The organism is Streptococcus sp. 27098_8_186, assembly GCF_041432055.1.
Taxonomy (GTDB): Bacteria; Bacillota; Bacilli; order Lactobacillales; family Streptococcaceae; genus Streptococcus; species Streptococcus dentalis.
Genome location: NZ_JAPVYV010000009.1, coordinates 1 through 17,293 on the forward strand (window position 1 = coordinate 1; position 17,293 = coordinate 17,293).

A 17,293-nucleotide genomic window follows, 5' to 3' on the forward strand; every position below is an offset into this window, starting at 1 on the left:
TGATTCCGCCATAGCTCAGTTGGTAGTAGCGCATGACTGTTAATCATGATGTCGTAGGTTCGAGTCCTACTGGCGGAGTATAGAAAAAAGAGATCAAATACTTGATCTCTTTTTTTACTTTTCATTTTAATATTAATTAAAGCTCCGTTTAGTTAACGGAGCTTTTCTCTATTTAGTTATTTGGAAAAAATGCTTGATATAAGGCTTTAATGGCTTTCTCTTCTTGATCTTTACTTACAACGAACATAATGGAAACTTCACTAGAACCTTGGGAGATCATTTGAATATTTACTTCATTTTCTGATAGTGCTTTGGCTGCAGTGGCGGTGACCCCTACTTGACTTTTCATTTTTTCACCAACAATCATAATGATGGAAAGATCATGTTCAATTTCGGCTGTATCAACTTCTAGCTTTTGCGTTAATTGTTTCAAAATTTCTTGTTCTTTGATTGGGGTCAGTTCACGTGAACGCAAAATGATGGACAAGTCATCGATTCCTGTTGGCATATGTTCCCAACTGATATTGAGATCTTCTAAAATCTGAAGGACTTTTCGACCAAAACCGACTTCGCGGTTCATAAGGTATTTTGTGGTGTTAATACTAACGAATCCTGAATCACCTGCAATCCCTACAACAGTCACATGATCATTTGAATGTTCCAAAACAATGCGGGTTCCAGGGTGTTCTGGATTATTTGTATTTTTAATGACTAATGGAATTTTACCCCTGTATGCTGGAACGAGTGCTTCATCATGCAAGACTGAAAAACCAGCATAAGCTAATTCACGCATTTCTTTGTAGGTTAATTCTGGAATAGAATGTGGGTGTTTAATGATACCTGGATGTGCTGCAAAAATACCATTTACATCTGTAAAGTTTTCGTATAAGTCTGCTTTTACACCTGCTGCAATGATCGATCCTGTAATGTCAGATCCTCCACGAGAAAATGTACAAATGTCGCCGTCTTGAGTTACACCAAAGAATCCTGGAATGACAATCACTTCACTTGAATCTTTTAGTTCTTCAATTTTATCGTAACTAGATGGTAAAATACGAGCGTTAGAAGGTTCTGCAGTGACTGTAATTCCTGCTTCTTTTGGATGGATATATCTTGCTTCTAATCCATTTTGGTTGAAATAAGCAGCAATGAGTTTAGCATTGTTATTTTCGCCTGCTGCTAGGAATGCATCGTATGTAAATGGATTGCCTTTTTTAGGTAAATTTGTTAAATCATAGATTTCTTCAGCAATTTCCTGAATAATAGAATCTTTGAGACCCAATTCTTCTGTAATGGCACGATAACGTTCAATAATCCACTGTTGTGTTTGTGTGACATCCTTATCTGAAGTAAATTCTTTATAATACCGGATCAGAGCATCTGTTACTTTTGTATCTTCTGCGTTGCGTTTGCCTGGAGCTGATACAACTACAAATCTTCTTTCTGGATCATCTTTAATGATATTAAGTACTTTTTTTAATTGAGAAGCTGATGCTAGAGAACTTCCACCGAATTTAGTTACTTTCATATTTTCTCCTTAATAGTTTCATTAATACATTATACCAAAGTTCAGTTATTGATACAATGTATTTACAGATAGGGCATAAAATAATTGATTTTGAAAAAGAGAGAAATTGTAATTATTCAAATTTTACAATTTTGTTACATCTTATAGATATATTTTACTATTTTACTTTTTTGTGGTATGATATGTTATAATTCAAAAGTTTTAATATCAAAATATTTTATAATTAAACAAAAGGAGTCTGTGATGTTTGAAACAATTTTGTATTCTGTCGAAAACGACCTCGCGACAATCTCTTTAAATCGTCCTGAAGTATCCAATGGTTTTAACATTCCAATGTGTCAGGAAATTTTAGCTGCCTTGGAAGATGCAGAAAAAAATGAGGAAGTAAAATTCATTATTCTATCAGCAGAAGGGAAAATCTTTTCAGTTGGTGGGGATTTGAGCGAAATGAAACGCGCAGTCGATGCGGATGACATCGAGTCTCTTGTTTTAATTGCCGAATTAGTTAATACGATTTCAAAAAAAATTAAGCAATTACCAAAGCCGGTTATTATGGTAGCAGATGGAGCGGTCGCAGGAGCAGCAGCCAACATTGCAGTAGCTGTTGATTTTTGTATTATTAGTGATCGTACTAAATTTATCCAAGCCTTTGTTGGGGTTGGTTTAGCACCGGATGCGGGTGGGTTATTCTTATTAGGAAAAGCCATTGGCATGTCTCGGGCTACTCATTTAGTAATGACGGGTGAAGCTCTGACTGCAGAAAAAGTATTTGATTACGGTCTAGCTTATCGTGTTTGTGAATCTGAAAAACTCGATAAAACAGTTGAGCAATTGCTTAAAAAATTAAGAAGAGGATCGTCAAATTCTTATGCTGCCATGAAAGAAATGGTTTGGGAAGCGTTCTTGAATGAATGGGACCAATATGCGGGTCTTGAATTAGATTTGCAAAAGAAACTAGCATTTACAGAAGATTTCAAGGAGGGGGTTATTGCCTACTCTGAGAAACGTCGGCCACAATTTAAAGGAAAATAAATTTGTATTTTTTCTGTGTTTTGTGAAAAAATACTTGCAAATTATTTATATTTTTGCTAAAATTTGACCATCAAAGTAAAATTAGGAGGTGGAGTTTTGAATTACCAATTAGTTAACGACTATTTAACATCCATCTTTAATAATGTTTTGGTTATTGAGGAGTCGAGCCTAAGAGCAAGTCGATTCAAAGATGTTTCTATTAAAGAAATGCATACGATCGATGTGATTGGTTCGACACCGAATGCAACCCCGAGTGATATTTCACGGGAGTTGATGGTGACTTTGGGGACTGTCACGACAAGTTTGAATAATCTTGAGCGCAAAGGGTATATCGAAAGAAGAAGATCGGAAGTTGATCGCCGGGTTGTACACTTGAGTTTAACGAAGAACGGTCGTCTACTTTATCGTCTTCATCAGCAATTCCATAAACGGATGGTCAACCAGATTATTGGAGATATGAGTCCCGAAGAGAAAAAAGTGATGCAAAAAGGATTGCAAAATCTGTATCGTTTCTTGGAGGAAATTAAATAATGGTCTTTGCTAAAATTAGTCAGGTTGCTCATTATGCACCTGACCAAGTCGTATCAAATGATGATTTGGCTGAGATCATGGATACAAGTGATGAATGGATCAGTAGTCGGACAGGTATCCTTCGGCGTCACATTTCAAAAGATGAGACGACAAGTGATCTAGCAACAGTTGTCGCACAAAGATTATTAGCAAAAGCAAACTTAGACGCTGAGGAACTTGATTTCATCGTTGTTGCTACGATTACTCCAGACAGTTTAATGCCATCAACTGCAGCCCGGGTACAAGCTAATATTGGAGCTTCTCGAGCTTTTGCCTTTGATCTGACTGCAGCATGTAGCGGATTTGTATTTGCATTAGCCACTGCTGAAAAATACATTTCTTCAGGTATGTACCGGAGAGGAATTGTGATCGGGAGTGAGACGCTTTCAAAAGTATTAGACTGGTCAGACCGTTCCACTTCAGTCCTTTTTGGAGATGGAGCTGGTGGTGTCTTGCTTGAAACGAGCGAGCAAAATTCGTTTTTGGCTGAAAATCTTTTTACAGATGGTAGCCGAGGTGCTAGTCTTGAGTCTTGCTATTTGGGTTTGTCTTCCCCTTATTCAGATGAAGTTTCTGATCGAAGATACCTCACAATGGATGGACGGGCAGTTTTTGATTTTGCCATTCGTGATGTCACGAAAAGTATTCAAAAAATTATAGCAGACGCCTCTATGGAAGCAGAAGAGATTGACTATTTTCTGTTACACCAGGCGAATGACCGAATGTTAGATAAGATGTCAAAAAAACTGGGTGTCTCTAGAGAGAAAATCCCAGCAAATATGATGGAATATGGGAACACTAGTGCTGCTAGTATCCCCATTCTATTATCGGAGTGTGTCGAGAATCATCGAATCAAGATGGATGGAAGTCAAAAAATTCTTCTGACAGGATTCGGTGGAGGTTTGACATGGGGCACACTTCTTGTTACAATCTAGTTAAACATGTGGAAACACATTTTAAAATTTTATATATTATTTTTTAAGGAGGCCTATCATGGCAGTATTTGAAAAAGTACAAGAAATTATCGTTGAAGAACTTGGTAAAGAACCATCAGAAGTAACTCTTGAATCTACATTCGAAGATTTAGAAGCAGATTCATTGGATTTGTTCCAAGTTATCTCTGAAATTGAAGATGCTTTTGACATCCAAATCGAAACTGAAGAAGGATTGTCTACAGTCGGTGACCTTGTCGCTTACGTAGAAGAAAAAACAAAATAATGATAGATGAGAGTATCGAAAGATATTCTCTCTTGTTTAGGTAATAGTTTGAGGCTCAAAGAAACAATCTTTTAAACTCAAACTATTACTTAAGCGAAAAAAGAGGTAGGTATCATGCAAACACGAATTACTGAACTATTGAATATTAAATATCCAATCTTCCAAGGTGGGATGGCATGGGTCGCTGATGGTGACTTGGCTGGAGCAGTATCAAACGCCGGTGGTCTTGGAATCATTGGTGGTGGGAACGCTCCAAAAGAAGTTGTAAAGGCTAACATTGATAAAGTGAAGTCTATTACAGATAAACCTTTTGGTGTAAATATCATGCTTTTGTCCCCATTCGCGGATGACATTGTTGACCTGGTGATTGAAGAAGGTGTAAAAGTTGTTACAACTGGTGCTGGAAATCCTGGGAAATACATGGATCGTTTCCATGAAGCAGGGATCACTGTCATTCCAGTTGTTCCGTCTGTTGCCCTTGCAAAACGGATGGAAAAATTGGGTGCCGATGCAGTGATTGCAGAAGGGATGGAAGCTGGAGGTCACATTGGTAAATTGACGACCATGACCTTGGTTCGTCAAGTGGTTGAAGCTGTTTCTATTCCAGTAATTGGTGCGGGAGGTGTCGCTGATGGTGCCGGTGCTGCAGCTGTCTTTATGTTAGGTGCCGAAGCTGTTCAGGTGGGAACTCGTTTCGTGGTTGCTAAAGAATCTAATGCCCACCAAAACTTTAAGAATAAAATCTTGAAAGCGAAAGATATTGATACGGTAGTTTCAGCATCAGTTGTTGGACACCCTGTTCGTGCGATCAAGAATAAATTGGCTTCTGCCTATAACCAAGCTGAAAAAGATTTCTTGGCAGGGAAGAAGACTCAAGAAGAAATTGAAGAATTAGGAGCAGGTGCCCTTCGCAATGCCGTTGTTGATGGAGATGTTGACAATGGATCTGTCATGGCAGGTCAAATTGCTGGACTTGTCAGCAAGGAAGAAACTTGTGCTGAAATTCTAGAAGATATCTATTATGGTGCAGCTAAGGTGATTCAAAGAGAGGCTGCTCGTTGGGCAGATGTAAACGTCTAAAAACGTCGAAAGGATTAGGATAGTGACAAAACGTGCGTTTTTATTTGCTGGTCAAGGGGCTCAGAAATTGGGCATGGCGAGCGATTTGTATGCGGCTTATCCCGTTGTTAAAGAGACATTTGATACGGCTAGTCGTATTCTAGGCTATGATTTGCGTGAATTGATTGATTCTAACGAAGAAAAACTGAATCAGACACGCTATACTCAACCAGCTATTTTGACAACGTCAGTAGCCATTTATCGTCTCTTAGCAGAAAATGGTATCACTCCTGATATTGTTGCCGGCCTCTCTTTGGGGGAATATTCTGCCTTAGTTGCGGCTGGAGCTCTTTCGTTTGAAGATGCAGTAGCTTTGGTTGCGAAACGTGGTGAATTCATGGAAACAGCAGCTCCTGCTGGAAGTGGGAAAATGGTTGCTGTTATGAATACAGATCCAAGTTTGATCGAGGAGATTTGTCAACAAGCATCCGAAAAGGGTGTAGTAACAGCAGCTAACTACAATACGCCAGCACAAATTGTGATTGGTGGTGAGGTTGCGGCTGTGGACTATGCTGTGGAACTATTGCAGGAAGCAGGTGCCAAACGCTTGATCCCTTTGAATGTGTCAGGTCCATTCCACACAGCCTTACTGGAATCTGCTAGTCAAAAATTGGCGGCTGAACTAGAAACAGTGGCATTTAATGATTTTGATCTTCCTTTAGTTGGGAATACAGAAGCTACTATCATGAAGTCAGAAGATGTGAAAGCACTTTTGGCCCGTCAAGTAAAAGAACCGGTTCGTTTCTATGATTCAATTGCTAAGATTCAAGAATTTGGTGTAGATGAGGTCATCGAGATCGGACCTGGAAAAGTCTTGTCAGGATTCTTGAAGAAAATTGATAAAACTCTTCCAACTCATAACGTCGAAGATCAGGCTAGTCTAGATGCACTTCTGAATGCTTAAAACGAGGTAAAGATGGAACTTAAAAATAAAAATGTTTTTGTAACAGGTTCAACACGCGGAATTGGATTGGCTGTGGCTCATAAATTTGCGAGTCTCGGGGCTAATGTTGTCCTAAATGGACGTTCTGAAATTTCTGAGGACTTGCTTGCGCAGTTTGCTGACTATGGTGTGACGGTTGTTGGTATTTCTGGGGATATTTCTAATGGCGAAGATGCGCAACGTATGGTAGCTGAAGCAATTGAAAAGCTTGGAAGTGTTGATGTTTTGGTCAATAACGCTGGGATCACAAACGACAAGTTGATGTTGAAAATGACTGAAGAAGATTTTGAACGGGTCTTGAAAATCAACTTGACCGGTGCCTTTAATATGACACAAGCTGTCTTAAAACCTATGTCTAAGGCTCGTCAAGGTGCCATTATCAACATGTCCTCTGTTGTTGGTCTAATGGGGAATATTGGTCAAGCGAACTATGCAGCTTCAAAAGCTGGATTGATTGGTTTTACCAAATCCGTTGCCCGTGAAGTTGCGGCCCGTGGTGTTCGTGTGAATGCCATTGCACCTGGTTTCATTGAATCAGATATGACAGACGCTATTCCAGAGAAAATGAGAGATGCCATGCTAGCTCAAGTGCCAATGAAACGAATTGGTCAAGCTGAAGAAGTGGCAGAAGTTGCGGCTTTCTTGGCAGGTCAAGAATATTTAACTGGTCAAACAATTGCCATTGATGGCGGAATGACTATGCAATAATGAATGCTCACTGATCGAAAATCACTTACTTAAATATCCATCCGGCAAAAGGAGAATATATATGTCTACAAATCGTGTTGTTGTTACAGGTTACGGTGTAACCTCACCAATAGGTAATACACCAGAAGAGTTTTGGAATAGCCTTCATGAAGGAAAAATTGGAATCAAGCCCATTACAAAATTTGATGCTTCTGAAATTCCAGTCTTTAATGCTGGTGAAATTCAAGATTTCCCATTCGATAAATATTTCGTGAAAAAAGATCGAAATCGTATGGATACATACTCCTTGTATGCAATCTATGCTGCGATGGAAGCTATTGAAAATTCCGGCTTGAATATGGAAGAAGAAGACCGCGATCGTATAGGTGTGATTGTATCATCTGGTATCGGTGGTTTGCAAGAATTGGAAGACCAAATTATCCGGATGCATGAACGTGGGATGAAGAGAATTCAACCAATGTTTATTCCAAAAGCTCTTTCAAACATGGGTGCTGGAAACATCGCACTTAAGATTGGAGCTCAAGGGGTATGTAAATCCGTGACAACAGCTTGTGCTTCTGCCAATGATGCAATTGGTGAAGCTTTCCGTGAAATTAAATTTGGTATGCATGATGTTGTTTTGGCTGGTGGTGCTGAAGCTTCGATTACTAAGATTGGTATCGGTGGTTTCAATGCCCTTACGGCCCTTTCAACAACGGAAGATCCAGAACGTTCATCTATTCCATTTGATAAAGACCGCAATGGTTTTGTGATGGGTGAAGGTGCAGGGGTTCTTGTCATCGAAAGCTTGGAACATGCCCAAAAACGTGGTGCTAATATTTTAGCTGAAATTGTTGGTTACGGTTCAAACTGTGATGCCTACCATATGACAACACCAACACCAGATGGTTCAGGTGCTGCTAAAGCAATTAAATTGGCTATTAATGAAGCTGGTATCAAACCTGAAGATGTCGATTATGTTAATGCTCACGGGACATCAACACCTGCCAATGAAAAAGGTGAAAGTGGTGCCATTGTTTCTGTACTTGGTAAAGAAGTTCCTGTATCATCTACGAAATCATTTACAGGGCACTTGCTTGGTGCTGCTGGTGCAGTTGAAGCGATTGCTACTATCGAAGCGATTCGTCACAGCTTTGTACCAAAAACTGCTGGTACTAAAGAATTGTCTGACTATATCGAAGCAAACGTTGTTTATGGTGAAGGCCAAGAAGCGGATATTCAGTACGCTATCTCAAATACCTTTGGTTTTGGAGGACATAATGCTGTTCTGGCCTTTAAACGTTGGGAGGGTTAATTCATGAATATTTCTGAAATCAAAGATTTGTTGGCTCAATTTGATGCGTCAACTTTGCGTGAATTCTCATATAAAAATAATGGCGAAGAATTGAATTTGAGTAAAAACCAAACGAGTTCAGTTGCGGCTACACCGGTTGCTCCTGCACTTGAAGTGGTAGCAGCTCCTCAAACTCCTGTAGTAGCCCCTGTTGTTGAAGCACCAGCAACTCCAGCTGTAGCTGCTGAACCAGTTGCTGCTCCAGCTCAGGCTGCAGAAGGTGATGTGGTTGAAAGTCCATTGGTTGGGGTGGCTTACTTGTCGCCAGCTCCGGATAAACCAGCCTTTGTATCTGTAGGAGATAAGGTCACTAAGGGTCAAATACTCTTGATTATCGAAGCCATGAAAGTGATGAATGAAGTCCCAGCACCAAAAGATGGGGTAGTCACTGAAATTTTGGTAACGAATGAAGAAATGGTTGAATTTGGAAAAGGATTGGTTCGAATCAAATGACAATTGATATTAATGCTATTCGTGAGGCTTTGCCGCATCGTTACCCAATGCTTTTGGTGGATCGCGTTTTAGAAACAAGCGAAGATACGATTGTTGCCATTAAAAATGTGACAATTAATGAACCATTTTTTAATGGACATTTTCCACAATATCCTGTTATGCCAGGTGTTCTCATCATGGAAGCTTTGGCACAAACAGCAGGTGTACTAGAGTTGTCAAAACCTGAAAATAAAGGGAAATTAGTCTTTTATGCAGGGATGGACAAGGTGAAGTTTAAAAAACAAGTCGTTCCAGGAGATCAACTGGTGATGACAGCTACTTTTGTCAAACGTCGTGGAACCATTGCTGTTGTTGAAGCGAAAGCAGAGGTAGACGGTAAGCTTGCAGCTTCAGGAACGCTTACTTTTGCAATTGGAAATTAAGAAAGGCCTATCTATGTTTCGTAAGATCTTAATCGCCAATCGTGGTGAGATTGCAGTGCGCATTATTCGTGCGGCTCGTGAACTTGGCATCGAGACGGTTGCGGTGTATTCTACTGCTGATAAAGAAGCCTTGCATACCTTACTAGCGGATGAAGCAGTCTGTATTGGCCCTGCTAAATCAACAGAATCTTATTTGAATATGAGTGCTGTCTTGTCTGCAGCTGTCTTAACAGGAGCAGAAGCTATCCATCCTGGTTTTGGATTTTTAAGTGAAAACTCAAAATTTGCGACCATGTGTGAGGAAGTGGGCATTAAATTTATTGGTCCTTCTGCTAAAGTCATGGATTTGATGGGGGATAAGATTAATGCTCGTAAACAGATGATCAAAGCAGGAGTGCCTGTTATTCCTGGATCAGATGGTGAAGTGTATACTGCTGAAGAAGCCCTCGAGATTGCAGAACGTATTGGTTACCCTGTGATGTTGAAAGCATCTGCAGGAGGCGGTGGTAAGGGAATTCGGAAGGTTGAAAAACCAGAAGATCTGGTTGCTGCTTTTGAATCTGCTTCCTCAGAAGCTCAAGCTGCTTTTGGGAATGGTGCCATGTATATGGAGCGGGTGATTTATCCGGCACGCCACATTGAAGTACAGATTTTAGCGGATCAGCATGGACATGTCATTCACTTAGGTGAACGCGATTGCTCTCTTCAACGGAACAATCAAAAAGTTCTAGAAGAATCCCCTTCAATTGCTATCGGAAAAACTCTTCGTAATCAAATTGGTTCTGCTGCTGTTCGGGCTGCTGAATCAGTTGGGTATGAGAATGCTGGAACGATTGAATTCTTGTATGATGAAGGCAAGGGTGAGTTCTACTTTATGGAAATGAATACCCGTGTGCAAGTGGAGCATCCTGTCACAGAATTTGTAACAGGAGTTGATATCGTTAAGGAACAGATTAAAATCGCAGCTGGCCAAGAATTATCCGTTACTCAAGAGGATATTGTCATTAAAGGCCATGCGATTGAATGCCGGATCAATGCGGAAAATCCTTCCTTCAACTTTGCACCAAGCCCAGGTAAGATTACTAATCTCTATCTTCCAAGTGGTGGGGTTGGCTTGCGTGTGGATTCTGCTGTGTATCCTGGTTATACGATTCCACCATACTATGATAGTATGATTGCCAAGATCATTGTCCATGGTGAAAATCGCTTTGATGCACTGATGAAAATGCAGCGTGCTCTTTATGAGTTGGAAATCGATGGTGTCACAACCAATAGCAGTTTCCAGTTGGATTTGATTTCAGATTCACATGTGATCGCTGGTGATTATGACACTGCATTTTTGATGGAACAATTCCTTCCAAATTATAATAAGGAATGATGAAAAAGCCTGGACTTGTGAGGGAAGTATGAACATCATCTTCACAGTTTCAGGCTTTTAAAGTAATGCTTCAGATACTGTAGCATATTATAAGGAGTAAGTAATGGCATTATTTTCTAAAAAAGATAAATATATTCGGATCAATCCGAATAGGTCAGCCTGGAAGGAGCCTCAGCCAAAACCTGAAGTTCCTGATGAACTATTTTCACAATGCCCAGGTTGTAAACATACCATTTACCAAAAGGATTTAGGTAGTGAACGTGTATGCCCGAATTGTGGCTATACCTTCCGTATTTCTGCTAAAGAACGCTTGGCGCTGACAGTGGATCCAGCCAGCTTTGAAGAAATGTTTACAGGAATCGAAACGACAGATCCTTTGAACTTCCCAAATTATAAGAAGAAACTAGCAGCAGTGCGGGAAATGACAGGACTGGATGAAGCTGTCCTGACTGGAACTGCCTTGATTAAAGGGCAAAAAGTTGCTCTTGGGATCATGGATTCTAACTTTATCATGGCTTCAATGGGTTCTGTAGTAGGTGAAAAAATTACTCGTTTATTTGAATTTGCGACAAAAGAAAAATTGCCAGTTGTTCTCTTTACCGCTTCCGGTGGCGCTCGGATGCAAGAAGGAATCGTGAGTTTGATGCAAATGGCAAAGATTTCTGCGGCTGTTCAACGTCATTCCAAAGAAAAATTATTCTATTTGACAGTATTGACAGATCCAACAACTGGTGGGGTAACGGCTTCATTTGCTATGGAAGGTGATATTATCATGGCAGAGAGTCAAGCCTTGGTCGGGTTTGCTGGTCGACGCGTGATCGAATCAACTGTGCGTGAAAAATTGCCAGATGATTTCCAAAAAGCAGAATTTCTACAAGAACATGGATTTGTAGACTTGATCGTGGAGAGAAGCCAAATCCGAGCAACAGTTGGACAATTATTGGCCCTTCATGGAGGTAAACATGAGTAAAATAACACAGATTATTAAAGAGGCACGTGACCAAGGAAGATTGACTGCGCTTGATTTTGCTCAAGGAATTTTTGATGATTTTATCGAATTGCATGGAGATCGAAACTTCCGTGATGATGGTGCGGTAATTGGTGGGATTGGACGCTTAGGCGATCAAACGGTTACAGTCGTTGGAATCCAAAAAGGAAAAAATCTTCAAGATAATCTAAAACGTAATTTTGGGCAACCCCATCCAGAAGGCTATCGAAAAGCTTTGCGCCTCATGAAGCAAGCAGAGAAATTTGGCCGTCCAGTTGTGACCTTTATCAATACAGCGGGTGCTTATCCTGGTGTTGGTGCTGAAGAACGAGGACAAGGTGAAGCCATTGCCCGTAACCTCATGGAAATGAGTGATTTAAAAGTTCCGATTATCGCGATTATCATCGGAGAAGGTGGTTCTGGTGGTGCCTTAGCTCTTGCTGTGGCAGATAAGGTCTGGATGCTTGAGAACTCCATCTATGCAGTCTTGAGTCCAGAAGGTTTTGCCTCTATTCTTTGGAAAGATGGAAGCCGTGCCATGGAAGCAGCAGAGTTGATGAAGATTACTTCTCACGAATTGTTAAATATGGAAATTGTCGATAAGGTAATTCCCGAGCATGGATTTTCAAATGGAGAACTATTGGCTCAAGTGAAGAAGGAATTACAGGAAGAGTTAAAGGTTTTACAAGCCTTACCTCTCGAAGATCTTCTGGAGCAACGCTACCAACGTTTTCGTAAATATTAAAAAACTGAGCTTGCAATTTGCGAGACTCAGTTTTTTTAAACTTTATTTTGGTGCGATGACTTCTGCGCCACCCATGTATGGGCGAAGGACTTCTGGAATGGTCACAGAACCGTCTTCGTTTTGGTAGTTTTCAAGAATAGCAGCGACGGTACGTCCGACTGCCAATCCAGAACCGTTCAAAGTGTGAAGGAGTTTTACCTTGCCATCTGCTTCATCACGGTAACGGATTTGCGCACGGCGAGCTTGGAAATCTTCTGTATTGGAACAGCTTGAGATTTCACGATAGGTGTTTTGCGCTGGAATCCATACTTCCAAGTCATAAGTCTTAGCAGCTGAGAAGCCCATGTCTCCAGTGGAGAGAGCTACCACACGGTATGGAAGGTTCAGTTTTTGAAGGATATTTTCAGCATTGACAACCATTTTTTCCAATTCATCATATGATTCTTCTGGTTTGGCAAATTTCACCATTTCAACCTTATGGAATTGGTGCAAACGGATCAAGCCACGAGTATCACGACCAGCAGAACCAGCTTCTGAACGGAAAGATGGACTCATAGCGGTGAAGTAGATTGGAAGGTCTTTCCCATCAAGAATTTCATCGCGGTAGTAGTTTGTCAAAGGAACTTCGGCTGTTGGAATGAGGACGTAATTGGTATCGCTAAGTTCAAAAGTATCCTCCTTGAATTTTGGATACTGACCAGTACCAAACATAGAATCATGGTTGACCATGTAAGGTGTGATGACTTCAGTGTAGCCTTCCTTGCCATGTTCGTCCAACATGAAGTTGTAGATAGCGCGTTCTAAGCGAGCTCCAAGTCCTTTGTAGAAGAGGAAACGAGCACCAGTGACTTTAGCCCCGCGTTCCCAGTCAAGGATATCAAGGTCTTCACCTAAATCCCAGTGAGCTTTTGGTTCGAAGCCAAATTCGCGAGGTGTTCCCCAACGACGAACCTCAACGTTGTCATCCTCATCTGCTCCAACAGGGACACTATCAGCAGGGATGTTTGGAAGGGTAGTAGTGAATTCAGTTAATTTGGCATCGATTTCAGCCAATTCTGTATCCAATGCTTTAACCTCTGCAGAGAGGGTTTGCATGGCAGCAATCTTATCATCTGCATTTTCTTTGTTGCGTTTAGCTTGTGCGATTTCAGCAGATACAGTGTTACGCTCTGCTTTGAGATTTTCTACTTTGACTAAGATATCTCGACGTTTGGCATCGATTTCTTTCATTTCATTCAAAATAGCCGCATCTACGCCACGTGTTGCCAATTTTTTAGCAACCGCATCAAAGTCTGTACGAATTCGTTTAATATCTAACATAGCTTCTCCTTTAACAAAAAACACACCTGTTAGAGTGTTGGAGTGGCAGAGCCACGGTTCCATCCAACTTCACAGGTGTGCACTTGATTCGATATTGTATTTTAAAGAAACGGTAGAATTTCAATTAAGATTTCTATCTGCTCGCAGCACCCGCAGACTTTCTGAAAGAGACTCTTAACTTACTTATCCGTTTGCGTCTATTATACAAGAAAAGATCCTATTTTGCAAATAGATTTTTAATTTTAGCCGTGATGATTTGGATCAATGTAGGAAGTTTGACAATTTTATCATTTCCCAGATGTTCCCGAGCAATCTTTAAAATTTTACCAGAGTCTTTTGAAGCAAAGAGAAATTTTGATTCTTTGGTATAGATTTCAAAATGGCGGCTAATTTTACGTCCGGATACATTGGCTCCGATTTGTTCGATTTCTTGCCAGGGAATTTGGATGTAGTCTTCTACATTTGCATCCGCATAAAATTCAAAAGCGGCATTCCCTACTAGGATTTTTCCAACCTTTCCCCCCACTCCAAGGTAAGAAACCCCTGTAGTATGGAATTCAACGGTTTTATTCAATGATTGAGCCATGAGATCCTCCTGTATTACTGTTCATTCCATTATAACATAATAAAAAGAAGGCCGAAACCTTCTTTTTAGTTGATCTTTGCTTACATCAAGCCAGCAACGTGTGCTAATACACCGATTACAAAGAGGGCGATGATGATCGTGATAGGAGATACTTTTTTCTTCAACAACCACATACAAGCAAAAGTAAGAAGTAATCCCATCAAACCAGGAATCAATGAATCCAAGTTTTGTTGGAAAGTTGTAACTTTTTCAGGTGTTTGAGACAGGCCTGAACCAACTTGAGCGAAGGCTTCTTGAATTCCTTTGAAACCTTCAGGAAGTTTATCCCAGTGGATATAAGCTTTGTCGTCTAATTTTACAGAAGAAACATTGAAGACGAATTTAATAGATACCCAACGTTCTACCAAGACAGCGAGAATGAACATCCCAAGGATAGAAGCCCCTTTAGTGATGTCTTGCAAGATCCCACCAGACATATCTTTGGTAATTTCAGAACCTGCTCTGTATCCAAGTTCTTGGGTGTACCACAAGAAGGCCATACGAATTGCATTCCATGCGATAAAGAAGATAAGTGGACCAAGGATATTACCAGACGCAGCAAGTGATGCACCAAGGGCACCAAGGATAGGACGTACTGTAAACCAGAAGACTGGATCTCCGATACCCGCCAAAGGACCCATCATACCAATTTTAACCCCTTGGATGGCAGCATCGTCAATCGCAGCACCGTTTGCTCTTTCTTCTTCAAGGGCAAGAGTTACCCCGATGATTGGAGCAGCTACGTATGGGTGAGTGTTAAAGAATTCCATGTGACGTTCAAGAGCAGCCGCTTGGTCTTCTTTCTTTGTGTAGAGTTTTTTGATAGCTGGGATCAATGAGTATGCCCAACCCAAGTTTTGCATCCGTTCATAGTTCCAAGAACCTTGCAAGAAGGTTGAACGCCACCAAACTTTTTGACGATCTGATTTAGATAATTGTAATTTTTCAGTCATGATAGTGTCACACCTTTCTTAATAGTCTTCGAGAATGTCGCCGATTGGATCGTTAGAAGTAGCGGCTCCGCCACCTCCATTGCCACCTTTCTTAGAGAGTGAAAGGTAGATTAAGGCAAGAGCAACACCGATTGCTCCAAGAGCGATCAAAGTTAATTGGCTAACGGCTGCAAGAGCAAAACCAATGGCAAAGAATGGCCATACTTCACGGCTCGCCATCATGTTGATAACCATGGCATAACCAACGGCTACAACCATACCACCACCGATTTGCATTCCATCAGAGAGCCATTTTGGCATTTGTTCAAGAGCAGTTTTGACAGTTTCAGCAGGAATCATCAACAAGAGGGCTGCAGGAATGGCGATACGAAGACCTTGAAGAAGAAGGGCCACAAAGTGAGCGCGTTCTACACCTTTGATATCCCCTTTTCTAGCAGCAGCGTCGGCAGTGTGAACCAAACCAACGGAAAGGGTACGGACGATCATGGTCAAGAAAAGACCAGCAACTGCAAGTGGAATAGCGACACCTTGAGCGACAGCGATTCCTTTTGTACTGAAGTCTCCCCCAAGTACCATGATGATGGCAGCAGCGACAGATGCAAGGGCAGCATCGGGTGCAACTGCGGCACCAATGTTTGCCCAGCCAAGTGCAATAAATTGAAGTGAACCACCAAGCATAATGCCAGCAGTCAAGTTACCTGTTACCAAACCGATTAAGGTACAAGCAACAAGGGGTTGGTGGAATTGGAATTGGTCAAGGATACCTTCAAGACCTGCTAAGAAGGCAACAACGACCACTAATACCATAGAAATAATAGACATGTTTAAAATCCTTTCGTAAGTAATCGATTATTGAACGTTAGCTTTGTTAATTAAGTCAAACAAATCTTTCTTAGAGTCATTTGGCACTTTACGGACGTCAAATTCAACTCCAAGATCACGCATTTTTTCAAATGTAGCCACGTCATCTTTATCCATTGACAACACATTGTTAACCATGGTTTTACCAGTTGAGTGGGCCATTGAACCAACGTTCAAGGTTTTAATCGGAACACCACCTTCGATGGCGCGAAGAGCATCTTGGGGTGTTTCAAATAAGATCAAAGCATGGGTATTTCCAAAACGTGGATCTTTTGCAACGTCGATCAATTTTTGAATTGGGACAACGTTTGCTTTCACACCATTTGGTGCCGCTTGTTTGATCAATTCCTTACGGAGTTCATCTTTGGCAACAGAATCTGAAGCAACAATGATCCGATCGGCTTTTGAATCAGGTGTCCAAGCAGTTGCGACTTGTCCATGAAGAAGACGTGTATCTAAGCGGGCAAGGTTAATCTTGAGTTTTCCATCTCCGATAACTGTTCCTTCTGGAATAGCAGCCTGGGCTACAGGAGCAGCAGCGGCTGTACTAGCTTCTTCAACAGGATTCAATTCTTCTGGAAGGGCTTTGACACCGTCTTTTGCTTCCTTGATGATGTTTGCAGCGACTTGATCAACGCCGGCATTTGCATCCATCAACCGTTCTGTATAAGCTTGAATCAACATCGGAAGGTTCAATCCTGTGATGATCGCAAATTTACGATCTGGATTTTCTCCCATGACGCGACTTGCTTGGTTAAATGGAGAACCACTCCAAAGGTCAGCCAAAACCAAGACTTCATCTTCTGCATCAAATGCGGCAACAGCTGCATTAAATTTAGCATAGAGATCATCCGGGCCTTCACTTGGCATGAACGTAACCACTTGAACTTTCTCTTGATCCCCAAAGATCATCGAGCCGGATTGGTGGATTCCAGCTGCAAATTCACCGTGGCTAGCAATAATGATACCAATACTCATTATTGACATTCCTCCTTATAAAATTTGTTTGACTTTCAGTTTAAGAAAACTTTAAGCTACTTTATTATAAATCGTTTCCACACTTAAGTCAATTTTTCTATCAAAATCTCGATGTAAAA

General features: G+C 41.0%; 19 protein-coding genes and 1 tRNA gene. 14 read left to right on the top strand and 6 right to left on the bottom strand.

Translation table 11 applies throughout. The annotated features are described in order from the left end of the window. Positions 1-4 precede the first annotated feature (4 nt). Positions 5-78: transfer RNA gene (locus O3602_RS08115), tRNA-Asn, on the top strand. Positions 79-172: 94 nt separating this feature from the next. On the opposite strand, the gene O3602_RS08120 is transcribed toward O3602_RS08115, so the two are convergent. Further along, positions 173-1,528 carry an aspartate kinase gene (locus tag O3602_RS08120; protein ID WP_371611483.1) on the bottom strand — a complete coding sequence of 452 codons (1,356 nt, stop codon included), beginning with the start codon at positions 1,526-1,528 and terminating at the stop codon, positions 173-175. Positions 1,529-1,768: 240 nt separating this feature from the next. Between O3602_RS08120 and O3602_RS08125 the strand changes: the two genes are divergently transcribed. The 13 genes from O3602_RS08125 (at position 1,769) to O3602_RS08185 (ending at position 12,437) form a co-directional block, all read left to right on the top strand. Beyond that, entirely contained in the window at positions 1,769-2,560 is a 792-nt protein-coding gene (locus O3602_RS08125) for an enoyl-CoA hydratase (protein WP_371611484.1), read from the top strand. Positions 2,561-2,656: 96 nt separating this feature from the next. Continuing rightward, positions 2,657-3,091: a MarR family winged helix-turn-helix transcriptional regulator gene (locus O3602_RS08130; RefSeq protein ID WP_003003993.1), complete on the top strand. Its 435-nt coding sequence runs from the start codon at positions 2,657-2,659 to the stop codon at positions 3,089-3,091. Next, positions 3,091-4,065, top strand: coding sequence for a beta-ketoacyl-ACP synthase III (locus tag O3602_RS08135; protein ID WP_371611485.1), 975 nt, complete (start codon positions 3,091-3,093; stop codon positions 4,063-4,065). Before O3602_RS08130 ends, O3602_RS08135 begins: the two co-directional genes overlap by 1 nt. A gap of 58 nt (positions 4,066-4,123) precedes the next feature. Then, on the top strand, positions 4,124-4,348 hold the full coding sequence (locus O3602_RS08140) for an acyl carrier protein (RefSeq protein ID WP_003003892.1): 225 nt from the start codon (positions 4,124-4,126) through the stop codon (positions 4,346-4,348). 114 nt (positions 4,349-4,462) lie between these two features. Further along, positions 4,463-5,428 carry an enoyl-[acyl-carrier-protein] reductase FabK gene (fabK, locus tag O3602_RS08145; RefSeq protein WP_049522748.1) on the top strand — a complete coding sequence of 322 codons (966 nt, stop codon included), beginning with the start codon at positions 4,463-4,465 and terminating at the stop codon, positions 5,426-5,428. Positions 5,429-5,450: 22 nt separating this feature from the next. Continuing rightward, positions 5,451-6,371 carry an ACP S-malonyltransferase gene (gene fabD / locus O3602_RS08150; protein WP_371611486.1) on the top strand — a complete coding sequence of 307 codons (921 nt, stop codon included), beginning with the start codon at positions 5,451-5,453 and terminating at the stop codon, positions 6,369-6,371. 12 nt (positions 6,372-6,383) lie between these two features. Next, the gene (gene fabG, locus O3602_RS08155; protein WP_003003829.1) at positions 6,384-7,118 is read left to right on the top strand and encodes a 3-oxoacyl-[acyl-carrier-protein] reductase; all 735 of its coding nucleotides are present in this window, start codon (positions 6,384-6,386) and stop codon (positions 7,116-7,118) included. 61 nt (positions 7,119-7,179) lie between these two features. Beyond that, entirely contained in the window at positions 7,180-8,412 is a 1,233-nt protein-coding gene (gene fabF / locus O3602_RS08160; RefSeq protein WP_155127740.1) for a beta-ketoacyl-ACP synthase II, read from the top strand. Positions 8,413-8,415: 3 nt separating this feature from the next. Further along, positions 8,416-8,904 carry an acetyl-CoA carboxylase biotin carboxyl carrier protein gene (gene accB / locus O3602_RS08165; RefSeq protein ID WP_371611487.1) on the top strand — a complete coding sequence of 163 codons (489 nt, stop codon included), beginning with the start codon at positions 8,416-8,418 and terminating at the stop codon, positions 8,902-8,904. Then, entirely contained in the window at positions 8,901-9,326 is a 426-nt protein-coding gene (fabZ, locus tag O3602_RS08170) for a 3-hydroxyacyl-ACP dehydratase FabZ (RefSeq protein ID WP_003004019.1), read from the top strand. Before accB ends, fabZ begins: the two co-directional genes overlap by 4 nt. A 13-nt stretch (positions 9,327-9,339) precedes the next feature. Further along, entirely contained in the window at positions 9,340-10,704 is a 1,365-nt protein-coding gene (locus tag O3602_RS08175) for an acetyl-CoA carboxylase biotin carboxylase subunit (protein WP_003003860.1), read from the top strand. 103 nt (positions 10,705-10,807) lie between these two features. Next, complete coding sequence (gene accD / locus O3602_RS08180) at positions 10,808-11,674, top strand: acetyl-CoA carboxylase, carboxyltransferase subunit beta (RefSeq protein WP_003003810.1); 867 nt, start codon at positions 10,808-10,810, stop codon at positions 11,672-11,674. Beyond that, on the top strand, positions 11,667-12,437 hold the full coding sequence (locus O3602_RS08185; RefSeq protein WP_023920222.1) for an acetyl-CoA carboxylase carboxyl transferase subunit alpha: 771 nt from the start codon (positions 11,667-11,669) through the stop codon (positions 12,435-12,437). Before accD ends, O3602_RS08185 begins: the two co-directional genes overlap by 8 nt. 42 nt (positions 12,438-12,479) lie before the next feature. On the opposite strand, the gene serS is transcribed toward O3602_RS08185, so the two are convergent. The 5 genes from serS to O3602_RS08210 form a co-directional block, all read right to left on the bottom strand. After that, positions 12,480-13,757 carry a serine--tRNA ligase gene (serS, locus tag O3602_RS08190; protein ID WP_003012601.1) on the bottom strand — a complete coding sequence of 426 codons (1,278 nt, stop codon included), beginning with the start codon at positions 13,755-13,757 and terminating at the stop codon, positions 12,480-12,482. A gap of 217 nt (positions 13,758-13,974) precedes the next feature. Continuing rightward, positions 13,975-14,343: a DUF956 family protein gene (locus O3602_RS08195; RefSeq protein ID WP_342986942.1), complete on the bottom strand. Its 369-nt coding sequence runs from the start codon at positions 14,341-14,343 to the stop codon at positions 13,975-13,977. An 80-nt stretch (positions 14,344-14,423) separates the two neighbouring features. Next, entirely contained in the window at positions 14,424-15,335 is a 912-nt protein-coding gene (locus O3602_RS08200; protein WP_003003902.1) for a PTS system mannose/fructose/sorbose family transporter subunit IID, read from the bottom strand. Positions 15,336-15,353: 18 nt separating this feature from the next. Further along, positions 15,354-16,157, bottom strand: coding sequence for a PTS mannose/fructose/sorbose transporter subunit IIC (locus O3602_RS08205; protein ID WP_061455936.1), 804 nt, complete (start codon positions 16,155-16,157; stop codon positions 15,354-15,356). A 27-nt stretch (positions 16,158-16,184) separates the two neighbouring features. Further along, positions 16,185-17,174: a PTS sugar transporter subunit IIB gene (locus O3602_RS08210; RefSeq protein WP_003010431.1), complete on the bottom strand. Its 990-nt coding sequence runs from the start codon at positions 17,172-17,174 to the stop codon at positions 16,185-16,187. Positions 17,175-17,293 lie beyond the last annotated feature (119 nt).